The 14,199-nt window shown below is 73.0% G+C and carries 13 protein-coding genes; 2 read left to right on the plus strand and 11 right to left on the minus strand.

From position 1 onward, the window contains the following. Positions 1 to 85 precede the first annotated feature (85 nt). From OG956_RS15895 to bldG, 4 genes are all read right to left on the minus strand, one after another. Positions 86 to 715, minus strand: a complete 630-nt coding sequence (locus OG956_RS15895) for a small secreted protein (RefSeq protein WP_330338628.1) — start codon at positions 713 to 715, stop codon at positions 86 to 88. A gap of 218 nt (positions 716 to 933) precedes the next feature. Then, the gene (locus OG956_RS15900; RefSeq protein ID WP_330338629.1) at positions 934 to 3,336 is read right to left on the minus strand and encodes a sodium-translocating pyrophosphatase; all 2,403 of its coding nucleotides are present in this window, start codon (positions 3,334 to 3,336) and stop codon (positions 934 to 936) included. A gap of 294 nt (positions 3,337 to 3,630) precedes the next feature. Then, the gene (locus OG956_RS15905; protein ID WP_330338630.1) at positions 3,631 to 4,059 is read right to left on the minus strand and encodes an ATP-binding protein; all 429 of its coding nucleotides are present in this window, start codon (positions 4,057 to 4,059) and stop codon (positions 3,631 to 3,633) included. Positions 4,060 to 4,262: 203 nt separating this feature from the next. After that, complete coding sequence (gene bldG / locus OG956_RS15910) at positions 4,263 to 4,604, minus strand: anti-sigma factor antagonist BldG (RefSeq protein WP_010986038.1); 342 nt, start codon at positions 4,602 to 4,604, stop codon at positions 4,263 to 4,265. Positions 4,605 to 4,682: 78 nt separating this feature from the next. Here bldG and OG956_RS15915 point away from each other — a divergent pair, with 78 nt between their 5' ends. Next, entirely contained in the window at positions 4,683 to 7,190 is a 2,508-nt protein-coding gene (locus tag OG956_RS15915) for a DEAD/DEAH box helicase (protein WP_330338631.1), read from the plus strand. 152 nt (positions 7,191 to 7,342) lie between these two features. On the opposite strand, the gene OG956_RS15920 is transcribed toward OG956_RS15915, so the two are convergent. The 7 genes from OG956_RS15920 to ssd all read right to left on the minus strand — a co-directional run bounded on the left by OG956_RS15920 (position 7,343) and on the right by ssd (position 12,454). Then, complete coding sequence (locus OG956_RS15920; RefSeq protein WP_330338632.1) at positions 7,343 to 7,639, minus strand: Rv3654c family TadE-like protein; 297 nt, start codon at positions 7,637 to 7,639, stop codon at positions 7,343 to 7,345. An 89-nt stretch (positions 7,640 to 7,728) separates the two neighbouring features. Then, a complete protein-coding gene (locus tag OG956_RS15925; protein WP_330338633.1) occupies positions 7,729 to 8,067 on the minus strand; it encodes a TadE family type IV pilus minor pilin in 339 nt (112 codons plus the stop codon). 22 nt (positions 8,068 to 8,089) lie between these two features. Next, positions 8,090 to 8,296 (minus strand): DUF4244 domain-containing protein, encoded by a 207-nt coding sequence (locus tag OG956_RS15930; RefSeq protein WP_330338634.1) that lies wholly within the window; start codon positions 8,294 to 8,296, stop codon positions 8,090 to 8,092. A 102-nt stretch (positions 8,297 to 8,398) separates the two neighbouring features. Continuing rightward, positions 8,399 to 9,184: a type II secretion system F family protein gene (locus OG956_RS15935; RefSeq protein WP_330338635.1), complete on the minus strand. Its 786-nt coding sequence runs from the start codon at positions 9,182 to 9,184 to the stop codon at positions 8,399 to 8,401. Positions 9,185 to 9,222: 38 nt separating this feature from the next. Next, positions 9,223 to 10,074, minus strand: a complete 852-nt coding sequence (locus OG956_RS15940) for a type II secretion system F family protein (protein ID WP_330342855.1) — start codon at positions 10,072 to 10,074, stop codon at positions 9,223 to 9,225. A gap of 8 nt (positions 10,075 to 10,082) precedes the next feature. Next, positions 10,083 to 11,351 carry a TadA family conjugal transfer-associated ATPase gene (locus OG956_RS15945; protein ID WP_330338636.1) on the minus strand — a complete coding sequence of 423 codons (1,269 nt, stop codon included), beginning with the start codon at positions 11,349 to 11,351 and terminating at the stop codon, positions 10,083 to 10,085. Next, positions 11,348 to 12,454 (minus strand): septum site-determining protein Ssd, encoded by a 1,107-nt coding sequence (gene ssd / locus OG956_RS15950; RefSeq protein WP_330338637.1) that lies wholly within the window; start codon positions 12,452 to 12,454, stop codon positions 11,348 to 11,350. Before ssd ends, OG956_RS15945 begins: the two co-directional genes overlap by 4 nt. Positions 12,455 to 13,046: 592 nt before the next feature. On the opposite strand from ssd, the gene OG956_RS15955 reads away from it, so the two are divergent. Then, positions 13,047 to 13,874, plus strand: a complete 828-nt coding sequence (locus OG956_RS15955) for an HAD family hydrolase (RefSeq protein ID WP_330338638.1) — start codon at positions 13,047 to 13,049, stop codon at positions 13,872 to 13,874. Positions 13,875 to 14,199: the final 325 nt, after the last annotated feature.

The raw sequence follows: 14,199 nt of genomic DNA on the forward strand, positions 1-14,199 counted from the left end.
CATTGTGACCCGCGGCACCTTGCGCGGGCGGCCCGAGCGCACCCCGCCTCCGCCTGCCGTACGAGTGGCCCTGCGGGGTGTCCGGTCAGCCCGCCGACGGCGACGCCGAGGACGCCGGCGAGGCCGTGGCGGCGACCTTCTTGCAGCTGGCCTGCTGGGCGATGGCGTTCTTGACGTCACCCTGCTGGAGCTTCTCCAGCGCGGCGGTGCCGCTCTGGTGCTGCTTCTCCAGGTCCGTCATCTTCACGGCGATGTCGTGCAGCCCGGAGGCGAACTTGGCCTGGTCCTTGGTGTCCAGCGCGTCGACCTGCTTCTTCAGGTCGGCGTAGGAGGCGGACAGGCCGTCGAAGCTCTTCACGACGTCCTGCAGCCGCTGAGCGCCGTCCTGGACGCCGGGAGGCGCGCCCGCGCTCTTCACGGCGGTGGCTATCGCCTTGTAGCCGTCGGCCATGTCCTGGAAGGCCTGCGAGTCCGTCTTCTGGAGCGTCTCGGGCTTGGCGGTGTCCGCGGCCGTCGTGCTGATCGCCGCGTTCGCCGCCTTGATCTTCGCGTCCTGTGCGGGCACCGCGTCGCACACCGACTTGGCCCAGGCGACCAGCTTGGGGTCGGGCCCCTTGTCGCCGCCGCTGCTGCATCCCGTCAGCGCCACCATCAGTACCGCACCGCCGGACAGTGCGGCCGTGAGCTTCTTGTTCACCGGATTGGTCCCTTCCATGGCTCTCGGCCCACGGACCCTACACGGCGGACGCACACCTTCCGCACCCCGTACGCCCCCCAAGGCGCCCTTTGTGATCCTTTACACCATGAGAGAGAAGGCTCACCACGTGGGCGAGCCCACAGGCGCCCCCGGACGGACCGCGGGACGGCGGCGGGCGGGCGGCGCGTCAGCACGCGCCGCCCGCCCGGCCGTTGAACAGGCACTTCCCGGAAGGGTCAGGAAACCACCGCCGTGTTCGGTGAGTTGGAGACCCGTTCGGCGCTGTCGTCGTCGCCGACCGCGATGCCGCGCCGCTTGGAGACGTACACCGCGACGACGATCACGGCCAGCGCGAGGATCGCGACCCCGATCCGTACGCCGAGGTTCTTGTCGCTGCCGTAGGAGAACTTGATGACCGCGGGAGCGATCAGCAGCGACACCAGGTTCATGACCTTCAGCAGCGGGTTGATCGCCGGGCCCGCGGTGTCCTTGAAGGGATCGCCGACGGTGTCGCCGATCACCGTGGCCGCATGGGCCTCGCTGCCCTTGCCGCCGTGGTGGCCGTCCTCCACCAGCTTCTTGGCGTTGTCCCAGGCGCCGCCGGAGTTGGCCAGGAACACCGCCATCAGCGTGCCCGCGCCGATCGCGCCGGCGAGATAGGAGCCCAGCGAGCCGACGCCGAGCGTGAACCCGACGAAGATCGGCGCCATCACGGCGAGCAGACCGGGCGTGGCCAGCTCCCGCAGGGCGTCCTTGGTGCAGATGTCGACGACCTTGCCGTACTCGGGCTTCTCTGTGAAGTCCATGATCCCGGGCTTCTCACGGAACTGCCGCCGCACCTCGAACACCACCGAACCGGCCGATCTCGACACGGCGTTGATGGCCAGTCCGGAGAAGAGGAAGACGACCGCGGCGCCCGCGATGAGGCCGACGAGGTTGTTGGGCTGCGAGATGTCCAGGGACAGGCTGAGCGGCGCCCCCGGCCCGGTGAGCTTCTCCCCGACGTCCTGCACGTTGGTGGTGATCGCGTCGCGGTACGACCCGAACAGCGCCGACGCGGCGAGTACGGCGGTGGCGATGGCGATGCCCTTGGTGATGGCCTTGGTCGTGTTGCCGACCGCGTCCAGGTTGGTCAGCACCTGCGCGCCCGCGCCCTCGACGTCGCCGGACATCTCGGCGATGCCCTGCGCGTTGTCGGAGACGGGGCCGAAGGTGTCCATGGCGACGATCACGCCGACCGTGGTGAGCAGGCCGGTGCCGGCCAGCGCCACCGCGAACAGCGCCAGCATGATCGACGTACCGCCGAGCAGGAACGCGCCGTACACGCCGAGCCCGATGAGCAGCGCGGTGTAGACGGCGGATTCCAGGCCCACCGAGATGCCGGACAGCACGACGGTGGCCGGGCCGGTCAGGGACGTCTTGCCGATGTCCCTGACCGGGCGGCGGCTGGTCTCGGTGAAGTAGCCGGTCAGCTGCTGGATGACGGCGGCGAGCAGGATGCCGATCGCCACCGCGACCAGGGCGAGGATCCGCGGATCGCCGTCCTTGGCCCGGATCGCCGCGTCGGAGACGCCCTTGAGGGCCGAGTACTTCGACGGCAGGTAGACGAAGACCGCGATCGCCACCAGCGCGAGGGAGATCACCGCGGAGATGAAGAAGCCGCGGTTGATCGCCGTCATGCCGCTGCGGTCGGCGCGCCGCGGGGCGACCGCGAAGATGCCGATCATCGCCGTGACGACGCCGATCGCGGGCACCAGCAGCGGGAAGGCGAGGCCGGAGTTGCCGAAGGCGGCCTTGCCGAGGATCAGGGCGGCCACCAGGGTCACGGCGTACGACTCGAACAGGTCGGCCGCCATGCCCGCGCAGTCGCCGACGTTGTCGCCCACGTTGTCGGCGATGGTCGCGGCATTGCGCGGATCGTCCTCCGGAATGCCCTGCTCGACCTTGCCGACCAGGTCGGCGCCGACGTCGGCGGCCTTGGTGAAGATGCCGCCGCCCACACGCATGAACATGGCGATCAGGGCGGCGCCGAGGCCGAAGCCCTCCAGCACCTTCGGAGCGTCGGCCGCGTACACCAGCACCACGCAGGAGGCGCCCAGCAGGCCGAGCCCCACCGTGAACATGCCGACGACGCCGCCCGTGCGAAATGCGATCTTCATCGCGGTGTGCGAGACGGTGGTGAGATCCTTTTGCGGTTCGCCTGGTGCCGGGGTGGCTTCGCGGGCGGCCGCGGCGACGCGCACATTGCTGCGCACGGCGAGCCACATGCCGATATAGCCGGTGGCCGCCGAGAACGCGGCGCCGATCAGGAAGAACACCGAGCGTCCGGCACGCTGATTCCAGTCGTCCGCGGGCAGCAGCATGAGCAGGAAGAACACGACGACGGCGAATACGCCGAGCGTGCGCAACTGCCGCGCGAGATACGCCTTCGCGCCTTCCTGGACCGCCTCGGCGATCCGCTTCATGCTGTCGGTGCCCTCGCCGGCCGCCAGCACCTGGCGCACCAGGATCCCCGCGACGACCAGTGCGGCCAGGGCGACCGCCGCGATGACGGCCACGATGATCCGGTTGTCGTCGGTCAGGACTGCGGCTGCGAGGGATGTGAGGTGACCCGATTGAGGGGTAGAAAGCCCCGCCATTCGTCCTCCTTGACGCTTGGGCTGAGCTCAAGATGTGGGGATTCTAGGTACCTCAGTGTGATCTAAACAGGGCGCGGTAAACGGAATTAGCCTCCGGCGACTCATCGGCAAATGATCGAGATCTCGCCGGACAACCCGAATGGAGTAATGCCCTCAAGCCATTGACAATGATCGTGAATTCCTTCACGAATTGAGGGCAGTGCCGCAGGACGGCCGGAAAACACCGAGGGCCCTGCTCGGCAGGGCCCTCGTGACGTGGTGGTACGACGCTTCGGACGAGCGTGGTACGGCGCTTCAGACGAGCGTCGTGGCCGGTGGTGCGGTGGGCCAGGTCATGCGGATCAGACCACCGTCGTGCCCGGTGGTGACCTGGACGTCGTCGACGAGGCCGCTGATGACCGCGAGGCCCATCTCGTCCTCCTCGACCTCCGCGTCGCCGTCCTGCCCACCGGGCGCGCCGCCCGGAGCGGCGTGCGGCGCCTCGTCGCCGACCTCGATGGAGAACTGTTTCTCCTCTTCGATCAGCGCCACCTTCACCGGCGCGGTGATGCCGCTGCTCTGATGCAGTCCGACGGCACGCGAGCAGGCCTCGCCGACGGCGAGCCGGACCTCGTCGAGGACGGCCTCGTCCACCCCGGCCCTGCGTGCCACCGCGGCCGCCACCAAGCGGGCGGTCCGGACGTGCTCCGGCAGCGCGCTGAAGCGGAGTTCGACGGTGGCCATGCATCCCCCTCGCGACTACGGGCGTGCGGTCGGGGGCGGGGCCGCCGAGAGCCCGCACCCCCTGCTGTGCTTCTGTGCCCCGGGCCGCTCGGGGGCCCGGGACGGAATCGGTCGACGCGCCGGCCGCGAACGCCGCGGGCCGGACGGGACCGGCCGACGTCCGGACTCCCCGCAGGAGCCGGGCGCCGGTGACCGGTCCGGGGTCAGTCGGTGGCCGCCACCGCTTCCTCGACCGAGGTGTGGATCGGGAACACCTTGGTGAGGCCGGTGATGCGGAAGATCTTGAGAATGCGCTCCTGGTTGCAGACCAGGCGCAGCGAGCCCTCATGGGCACGCACCCGCTTCAGGCCGCCGACCAGCACGCCGAGCCCGGTGGAGTCGAGGAAGTCCACGCCCTCCATGTCGACGACGAGGTGGAAATTGCCGTCGTTCACCAGCTCGACCAGCTGCTCGCGCAGCTTTGGCGCGGTGTATACATCGATTTCGCCACCGACCTCGACGACCGTACGATCGCCGACGGTACGGGTCGACAGGGACAGGTCCACGGATCCTCCAGCACCTTGCTATCGAGCGGTCGCCCCTCGGGACACCTCGGCGGCCCCCGGGACGCATCGCCAGCCGCGATGGCATTCAATCACTTACCGGCAGGCGTGCACGACGCCTTGGCTCCATTGTCCGTCACGCCAGTGACACACTCGGTGCCGATGGCCAAGAATCACCGATCCGATCGATCCCCGGCGGACCCGGCATCGCGCCCGTCTCCGGGCGCGGTCCTGGACCGGCTCGCCTCCGGGCCGAGCCGGGCTGCGCGCATCACCCATACGGAGCACTTGCCCCCGCGCGCGGGCCGCCATGCCGTCTGGCCTCACCGGATTCGCTCCGAAGTGATCGCGGCCGTCCAGGCGTGCGGCATCGAACACCCCTGGGCGCACCAGGCGCTGGCCGCCGAGCACGCCCTGGACGGCGACTCGGTGGTCGTCGCCACCGGCACCGCCTCCGGCAAGTCCCTCGCCTACCTCGTGCCCGTCCTGTCCACCCTTGTGAACGGCGCCGAGGCTCCGAACGGCCGAGGGGCCACCGCGCTGTACCTGGCCCCCACCAAGGCGCTTGCGGCGGACCAGTGCCGGTCGGTGAAGGAACTTTCACAGCCGCTGGGCACCGCGGTACGCCCGGCCGTGTACGACGGCGACACCCCCTTCGAGGAACGGGAGTGGATCCGCCAGTACGCCAACTACGTCCTGACCAACCCCGACATGCTGCACCGCGGGATACTCCCGTCCCACCCGCGCTGGTCCTCCTTCCTGAAGGCGCTGAAGTACGTCGTCATCGACGAGTGCCACACCTACCGGGGCGTGTTCGGCTCGCACGTCGCCCAGGTGCTGCGCCGGCTGCGCCGCCTGTGCGCCCGCTACGGGTCCTCGCCCGTCTTCCTGCTGGCCTCGGCGACCGCCGCCGAGCCCGCCGTCGCCGCCCGCCGGCTGACCGGCCTGCCGGTGACGGAGGTCGCCGACGACGCCTCCCCGCGCGGGGAACTCGTCTTCGCCCTCTGGGAGCCCCCGCTCACCGAGCTGCACGGCGAGAAGGGCGCACCCGTACGGCGTACGGCCACCGCCGAGACCGCCGACCTGCTGACCGACCTCACGGTCCAGGGCATCCGCTCGGTGGCCTTCGTGCGGTCCCGGCGCGGCGCCGAGCTGATCTCGGTGATCGCCCAGGAGAAGCTCGCCGAGGTCGACCGCTCCCTGGCCCGGCGTGTCGCGGCCTACCGGGGCGGCTACCTCCCCGAGGAGCGCCGCGCCCTGGAGCGCGCCCTGCACTCGGGCGAACTCCTCGGACTCGCCGCCACGACGGCCCTGGAGCTGGGCGTGGACGTCTCCGGTCTGGACGCGGTGGTCATCGCCGGCTACCCGGGCACCCGGGCGTCCCTGTGGCAGCAGGCGGGCCGTGCCGGCCGCTCCGGACAGGGGGCGCTGGCGGTGCTGGTGGCCCGCGACGACCCGCTGGACACCTTCCTCGTCCACCACCCCGAGGCCCTGTTCGACCAACCGGTGGAATCGACGGTCCTCGACCCCGACAACCCGTACGTCCTCGCCCCGCACCTGTGCGCCGCCGCCGCGGAACTGCCGCTGACCGAGGAGGACCTGGACCTGTTCGGCCCCGCCTGCGCGGACGTGCTGCCGCAGCTGGAGGCCGCGAAGCTGCTGCGCCGGCGGACGAAGGCCTGGCACTGGACGCGCCGGGAGCGGGCCGCCGACCTGACCGACATCCGCGGCGCGGGCGGGCGCCCGGTGCAGGTCGTCGAATGCGGCACGGGCCGCCTGCTCGGCACGGTCGACGCGGGCGCCGCGCACTCCACGGTCCACGAGGGCGCGGTCCACCTCCACCAGGGCCGCACCTACCTGGTACGCCGGCTGGACATGGAGGAATCGGTCGCGCTGGTCGAGCAGGCCGACCCGCCGTACTCCACGGTCGCCCGCGACACCACCTCCATCTCCATCCTGGAGACCGACACCGAGATCCCCTGGGGCGCCGGCCGCCTCTGCTACGGCTCGGTCGAGGTCACCAACCAGGTCGTCTCCTACCTGCGCAGACGCCTGATCACCGGCGAAGTGCTCGGTGAGACCAAACTCGACCTCCCTCCGCGTACGCTGCGCACCCGCGCGGTGTGGTGGACGGTCACCGACGACCAGCTGGACGAGGCCCGGATCAACCCGGAGATCCTCGGCGGCTCCCTGCACGCCGCCGAACACGCCTCGATCGGCATGCTCCCCCTCTTCGCGACCTGTGACCGCTGGGACATCGGCGGCGTGTCCGTGCCGCTGCACCCGGACACCCTGCTGCCCACGGTCTTCGTGTACGACGGCCACCCGGGCGGCGCGGGCTTCGCCGAGCGCGCCTTCCGCACCGCCCGCGCCTGGCTCACCGCGACCCGCGAGGCCATCGCCTCCTGTGAGTGCGAGGCCGGCTGCCCGTCCTGCATCCAGTCCCCCAAGTGCGGCAACGGCAACGACCCACTGCACAAGAGGGGGGCGGTACGGCTCCTCACGGTGCTGCTGCGAGGAGCGCCGGAGGAAAAGCCGGCCGCATCACAGACGCCGGAACCGACACGGGGGCCGGCGGCCGGGGCGTGAGCGTGCGCCTCATGCCGAGGGCGTCTCGTGGCCGGCGGGGCCGGCCGGCACCGGTCCGGCCGGCGCCGGTCCTCCTCCCCGCTCGGGGCCGGTCGGCGCGGATCTCTCCAGCACCGGCCCCGCCGGTTTCACCGGTACCGGTCCCGCCGGTCTCACCCGGTTACCGGCCCCGCCGGGCCCGCCCTCGCCCTGGCCTCCGCTCTGAACGGCCCCTTTCCCGAGGCTGCCGTCACGTCGGAGGTCTCGCCGGCGATCGTGCACCGCACCAGCCGTACCCCCTGGGCCGCCGCCACCCGCTCGGCCCGCGCGCACGCCGCCGTGCCGCCCTCTTCCCAGTGGGCCGCCGCCGCGAGCGCCGCCAGGTCCGCGCCGCTGGCCGCCCGGTGCCGGACGACGACGGCCTGCCCGAGCGCCAGCACGGCGCCGAACACCAGGCACAGCACCGCCATCGCCCCCAGGCTCCAGACGGTGGCGGAACCCTGGTCGCCGGGCCCTCGGCTCCTCGTCGGGGCGAGTCTGCAGCGTGCCCGCCCCCGCCTCACTGCCCCGCCTCCCCCGTCGGGGCCGTCTCCTCGGCCGGTGCGACGGCCTCCTCCCGGAGTTCGAACGGCAGTCCGCTCAGCAGCGGCGGCCTGGCCACCACCGTCACCCGGACCTGGTCGCCCTCGCGTACCACCGCCACCCGCGCCCCGCGCGGTGCCGCCTCCCGGGTCACCGTGATCACCGCGTCGGCGGGATCCTGCCGGGCGGCGGCCCGGGCGCCGATGCGGGCGGCGTCCACGCACCGGATCTGGGCGGACACCAGGAGCAGCCCCCAGACCAGCGCCATGGTGAAGGCCACCAGAACGCACAGCACCACGGCCGCCTCCGCGGTCACGAACCCCCGGTCCCCACCTCGCTCACATCCGCGCACTGAGGGCCTTCTTCACGATGTCCTGCAGTTCGCCCCGGACCTGGCCGCTGGTGACGACCTCGTAGAGCAGCACCGCGAACCCGACGGCCGCGATGATGCCCATCGCGTACTCGGACGTCACCATTCCGGCGTCCCCGCGGCCCTTCCGCCGCAGGCGTGCCGCCATTTCCCCGATCTTCCTGTGCTTGCGCATTCCAACCCCCATGAGACTCACTGGTCTTTCGGTCTTTCGTTCCTTCGCGGCTCGCCGCGCGCGATGCCGTCGGCTGCTCGGGCTCGTCGGCTCCCGTCCGTCTCATCTGCCTCCCATCACCCCGCCCGCCAGTCCGATCACGACCGGCAGTACACCGACCGCGATGAAGGCGGGCAGGAAGCACAGACCCACCGGAGCGGAGATCAGCACCGCCGCGCGCCGGGCACGGGCCGTCGCGGTGCGGGTCCACTGGGCGCGCGCGTCGGAGGCGAGACGGGCGGCCGGCCCTGCCGCCGGAAGCCCGGACTCGTCGGCCCGCTCCAGCAGCCGCGCCAGCGCCCCGGCGCCGGGCAGCTCGGCCAACCGCCGCCAGGCGTCCGCCGGTTCACCGCCGAGCCGCACCTCGGCCGCACCGCGCGCCAGCGCCTGACCGACAGGTCCGCCGAGCGCGTCACCCACCGCCTGCGCGGCGATCACCGGACCGGCGCCGGCCGCGACGCAGGCGGCCACCAGATCGGCGGCCAGCGGGAGTTGCCGTACCGCTTCGGCCGTATCGACCGGCTCGGCTCGTCCGGACGCCAGCTGCCGGCTCCGCCACCGCCACAGCACGGCTCCGGCGCCCAGCCCCAGCACGGCTCCGGTCACCCCGCCGACCAGCACCCACACTCCGCACGCCGCCATGGCGGGGGCCGGCCACCGCCGCACCGCGTCCGCGACTGCGGGCGCGAAACGTGGTGGGTCCGCCGGTGCTTCCGACCCCAGCAGCTCGGCCACCCGCCGCCGCGTCCGGCGCCGCCGCCGGACCAGGTCCAGCCGCAGAACCGCCCAGCCGAAGGCCGGCGCAAGAACCCCGCCCATCCCCAGCCTGTGGACAACTTCCCCGCTCATATCGCCCGCTCCCCTCACGCAGTCCGCACAGCCCCCGCTCATCCGGCCCCCGCTCCCCGCACGATCCGCACGGCCCACCACAGGCCGGCGATCTCGAAGGCGGACCCGATCGCCAGGCAGCCGAGCCCGGCGCCGGTGTGGAGCAGGACGTGGAGGGGGGCCGCGCCCATGGCCGAGCCGAGGAGGAGACCGAGGGCGGGGAGCACGGCGAGGAGGACCGTGGTCGCTCGGGCGCCTGCCAACTGGGCGCGCAGGTCGGCCCGTTGGTCCCGCTCGGCGCGCAGGGCGGCTTCCAGCCGGTCCAGGCCGGCCGCGAGTCCGGCGCCCTGGTCCACGGCCACCCGCCAGCACGCGGCCAGTCCGAGCAGGCCCTCGGCGCCCGGTTGCCGGGCCGCCGCGGCGAGCGCACCGGGCACGTCCCCGCCGAACCGCGCCGCCGCGACCACGGCCGCCTGCGCCTCGCCGAGCCCGCCGGAGTCCCGCGCCGCCCGCAGCAGCGCCTCGCCCGGCTGCCGTCCGGCGCGCACCTCCCCGGCGAGCGCCCCGCACAGGGCGATCACCGCGTCCGCCTGGCGCTCCCGGACGCGGCGGGCCTGGCGGGCCAGTCGTACCCGGCGCAGCACCGGCACCCCGGCCACCCCCGCGACGACCGGAAGCAACGAGGCCCCCAGCAGTCCGAGCAGCAGGCCGGCGGCGAGCGCCCACCACTCGAACCCCCATCGGCCCCTCGTCCGCCGCAGGCAGCCGAGGGCCCGCGCCACGCGGGGAGAGCCGGTCGTCACCGCGCCGCCGCCCGCGAGCAGCAGCCTCGCCCGCCGCATTCCGTAGTGCCGCTCGCCCAGCAGCCGGCCCAGCGCGCCGAGACAGATCAGCGCGGCACTCAGGGACATCTCACCGATCACTTCCGCCACTCCCCGCCATTCGAACCCGCCCCCGCCCCTGAACTCGCCCTCGAACCGCCCCTGGACTCGCCCTCGACCCCGCCCTCGAACCCGCCCGCGGCCCCGAGCAGGTCCCGCAGCCGCTCCCAGCCCCGCTCCCGCGCGAAGGCCCGCTCGCCCCAGCGCAGGGCCGGTACGGTCCGGACCAGCCCGGAGGCGTCCCGCTCCAGGACGTGCACCTCGGCGATCCGGCGCCGCCCGGACCGGTCCCGTACGAGGTGCAGGACGACGGAGAGCGCGGCGGCCAGCTGGCTGTGCAGGGCGGCCCGGTCCAGCCCGGCGGCCGTGGCCAGTGCCTCGAGCCGTGCCGGGACGTCCGCGGCGGCGTTGGCGTGGACCGTGCAACAGCCGCCTTCGTGGCCCGTGTTGAGGGCCGCGAGCAGGTGCACGACCTCCGGTCCGCGGACCTCTCCGACGACCAGCCGGTCGGGCCGCATCCGCAGCGCCTGCCGGACGAGGTCCTCCAGGGTGACCAGGCCGGCGCCCTCCTGGTTGGCGGGCCGGGTCTCCAGCCGTACGACGTGCGGATGGTCCGGCCGCAGCTCGGCCGAGTCCTCGGCGAGCACGATCCGCTCGCCCGGTCCGGCCAGGCTCAGCAGGGCGCTGAGCAGGGTCGTCTTGCCGCTTCCCGTGCCGCCGCTGACGAGGAAGGACAGCCGGGCCGCGAGCAGTGCCCTGAGGACGCGGTCGCCGCCGGGCGGCACGGTGCCGGCCTCGACGAGTTCGTCCAGCGTGAACGCCCGGGGCCGTACGACCCGCAGGGCCAGGCAGGTGCAGCCGACGGCGACCGGGGGCAGCACCGCGTGCAGCCGGGTGCCGTCGGGCAGCCGGGCGTCCGCCCACGGCCGGGCGTCGTCCAGCCGGCGTCCGGCCACCGCGGCGAGCCGCTGGGCGAGGCGGCGTACGGCCGCCGCGTCGGGGAAGGTCACCGGGGTCAGCTCCAGGCCGCCGCCGCGGTCGACCCACACCCGGTCCGCGGCGGACACCAGGACGTCGGTGACGTCCGGGTCGGCGAGCAGCGGCTCCAGCGGGCCGGTGCCGACGAGTTCGGACCTCAGCTGACGGGCGGCGCCGAGGACTTCGGCGTCGCCGAGCACCCGGCCCTGTTCGCGCAGGGCCTGGGCCACGCGCGCGGGGGTGGGCTCGGCGCCGCTCTCGGCCAGCCGGCGCCGGACGCCGTCGAGCAGGGCGGCGCCGTCCGCGCGGTCGAGTCCGGGGAGGGTCATCGGGCGCCTCCGGACTCGGCCAGCGCACGCTCCCAGAAGGTCGCGCAGAAGCGGGCGAGGGGGCCGCGTCCGGTCGCGCCGGGCGGTTCCGCGTCGCCGTGGGGGCGCTGCAGCGCCGGTTCGACCGGCACCTCTCCGGCCAGCGGCAGGCCGAGCAGCCGGGCCACCTCCTGGTCGTCCAGCCCGGGTGCGTACGGCCCGCGCACCGCCACGCGCAGATCGCGCACGACCATGCCCACGGCGGAGGCGACCCGCCCGGCGGCGGCGAGCGCGCGCAGTTCGGCGGGGACGACGAGCAGCGCGAGGTCGAGCTGGGCGAGGACTTCGGCGACTCCGTCGTCGAGGCGACGGGGCAGGTCCACCACGACCGTGCCGCCGCGCCGCCGGGCGGCGGCGAGCACCGCGCGCACCGCCTGCGGCGGGACGGCGACGCAGTCGCCGCGGTCCCAGCTGAGCACGCGCAGGGAGTGCAGCTCGGGCAGCGACTCCTCCAGGGCGCCGCCGCCGACCCGGCCGCGGGAGGCGGCGAAGGCGGGCCAGCGCAGGCCGTCGGCGCTCTCCCCGCCGAGGAGTACGTCGAGTCCGCCGCCGAGCGGATCGGCGTCCACGAGGAGGGTGCGCAGTCCCTGGCGCGCGGAGGTGACGGCGAGCGCGCACGCGAGCGTGGAGGCGCCGGCGCCGCCCCGGCCGCCGATCACTCCGACGGTGAGGGCCGGGCGGCCGGCTCCCTCGGCGACGTCGGCGATCCGGTCGACGAGCCACTGCTCGCCGTCGGGAAGCATGAGGACGTGGTCGGCGCCGATCTCGACCGCGCGCTGCCACACCCCCGGGTCGTCCTGGTCACGGCCGACGAGCACCACGCCGCGCCGGCGCGTGGCCCCGCCGACCCGGCGGACGGCGTCGTCGCCGACGAGCACCAGCGGGGCCGTGTCCCAGCCGTCGCCGTGTTCGGGGATGCCGTGGTGGACCTCGGGGGTGGCGCCGGCGGCCGCGCACAGGCGCAGCAGGTCGTCCAGGAGCTCGGCGTCCTCGGTGAGGATGAGGGGCCGGCCCGGCGGATCGGAGGCGCCGGGCGGCGGGTCGTGGGTGACGGCTGCGGTCACGGGTGTTCCCCCTTCGCTGCGTGGTCCGCGTGGCCCCCGCGGCCACGCGATTCCCAAAGGTGTGAAGAACCGGCAAGCGGCCTCCCATATGAGCGGCCGGCGGAAACCGGTCATAGGCGCTGCGGCAATCGGAACCGGCCATGAACTCGCCTCGGCCGAGCGCGCTGGAATCACGGTGCAGCGATCCGCGAAATCATGTGGATCTTGGTCGAAATCTGTGGACAACTCGCGGCCTGTGAATATCGCCGTCACCCATACCGGTGACCTGTGCACCGATCCCTGTGCGAGTTCCACAGAGCAGCGTGATGATTACCCGCAGTAACGGATCATGGGTGTGCGGAAGCGGCGGCCGCGGCACAGCCGTACCGGCGCCGCGGCCGGGCGAGAAAAGGGGAGGAGGGAGAAAACCCGTCCGGACATGCGACGACCCCCGCCGGGGGGGAGAGCGGGGGTCGTCTCCACGGCCGACTCGGGGGGGGGAGGAGTCGGACCGGGTTAGCACGGTCGCGAACGATCCGTGACTTCCATGGTGTACCCGAGAGCCCTCTCAGGCAAACCCACGCGCCCACCTTACGCCGAATGGGCTGCACCTATGCTCAGGGGCGTGGAAAACCACTCCTTGCCCCGCGCGGCAGCCTTCTTCGATCTGGACAAGACGGTCATTGCGAAGTCCAGCACGCTCACCTTCGGCAAGTCCTTCTACCAAGGCGGCCTGATCAGCCGCAGGGCCGCGCTGCGCACCGCATACGCCCAGTTCGTCTTCCTGGTCGGCGGCCTGGACCACGACCAGATGGAGCGCATGCGCGAGTACCTGTCGACGCTGGTCCGCGGCTGGAACGTGCAGCAGGTGCGGCAGATCGTCGCCGAGACCCTGCACGACCTGATCGACCCGATCATCTACGACGAGGCCGCCTCCCTCATCGAGGAGCACCACGCGGCCGGCCGGGACGTGGTGATCGTGTCCACCTCGGGCGCCGAGGTGGTCGAACCGATCGGCGAACTGCTGGGCGCGGACCGGGTCGTGGCCACGCGCATGGTCGTCGGCGCGGACGGCTGCTTCACCGGGGAGGTGGAGTACTACGCCTACGGACCGACCAAGGCCGAGGCGATCCGGGAACTGGCCGTGTCCGAGGGCTACGACCTCGACCGCTGCTACGCCTACAGCGACTCGGCGACCGATCTGCCCATGCTCCAGACCGTCGGGCACCCGCACGCGGTGAACCCGGACCGCACGCTGCGCCGCGAGGCACTCGCGCGCGGGTGGCCGGTTCTGGAGTTCCGCCGGCCGGTCCCGCTGAAGAAGCGGCTGCCCGCGTTCTCCGTGCCGCCCCGCCCCGCGCTGGTCGCGGCGGCCATAACGGCGGCGGCCGCGACCGCGGGCCTCGTCTGGTACGCCAGCCGGCGCCGGAGCACCGCCTGAGCGGGCGCACTCCCTGGAAGGACGCCCGATTCACCCCCGTTTGAACCTGAAAGTAAAGAACGGCAGACAGGGCTTCCGCTTCTTCCCGGCTCGCGGTACAAAAGCCTTAGGCCCGCGAGACCACAGGACATCCGAGAGGATCCCCTACCACTACGCAGTGGCCCCACGGACCCCGCATGGACACCGGGCACCCACGCGACGTCGACCCGTCGATTACGGGCCAGCCGCACCAGGTGACGGGCAAAGTCCCCGACCTGATGGGCGTATATCGAGGACGCATGGTAACTCGGTGAACATGCCAGCGGCGGTACGAGAACTCGTACCG

This window comes from Streptomyces sp. NBC_00557 (assembly GCF_036345995.1).
Taxonomy (GTDB): domain Bacteria; phylum Actinomycetota; class Actinomycetes; order Streptomycetales; family Streptomycetaceae; genus Streptomyces.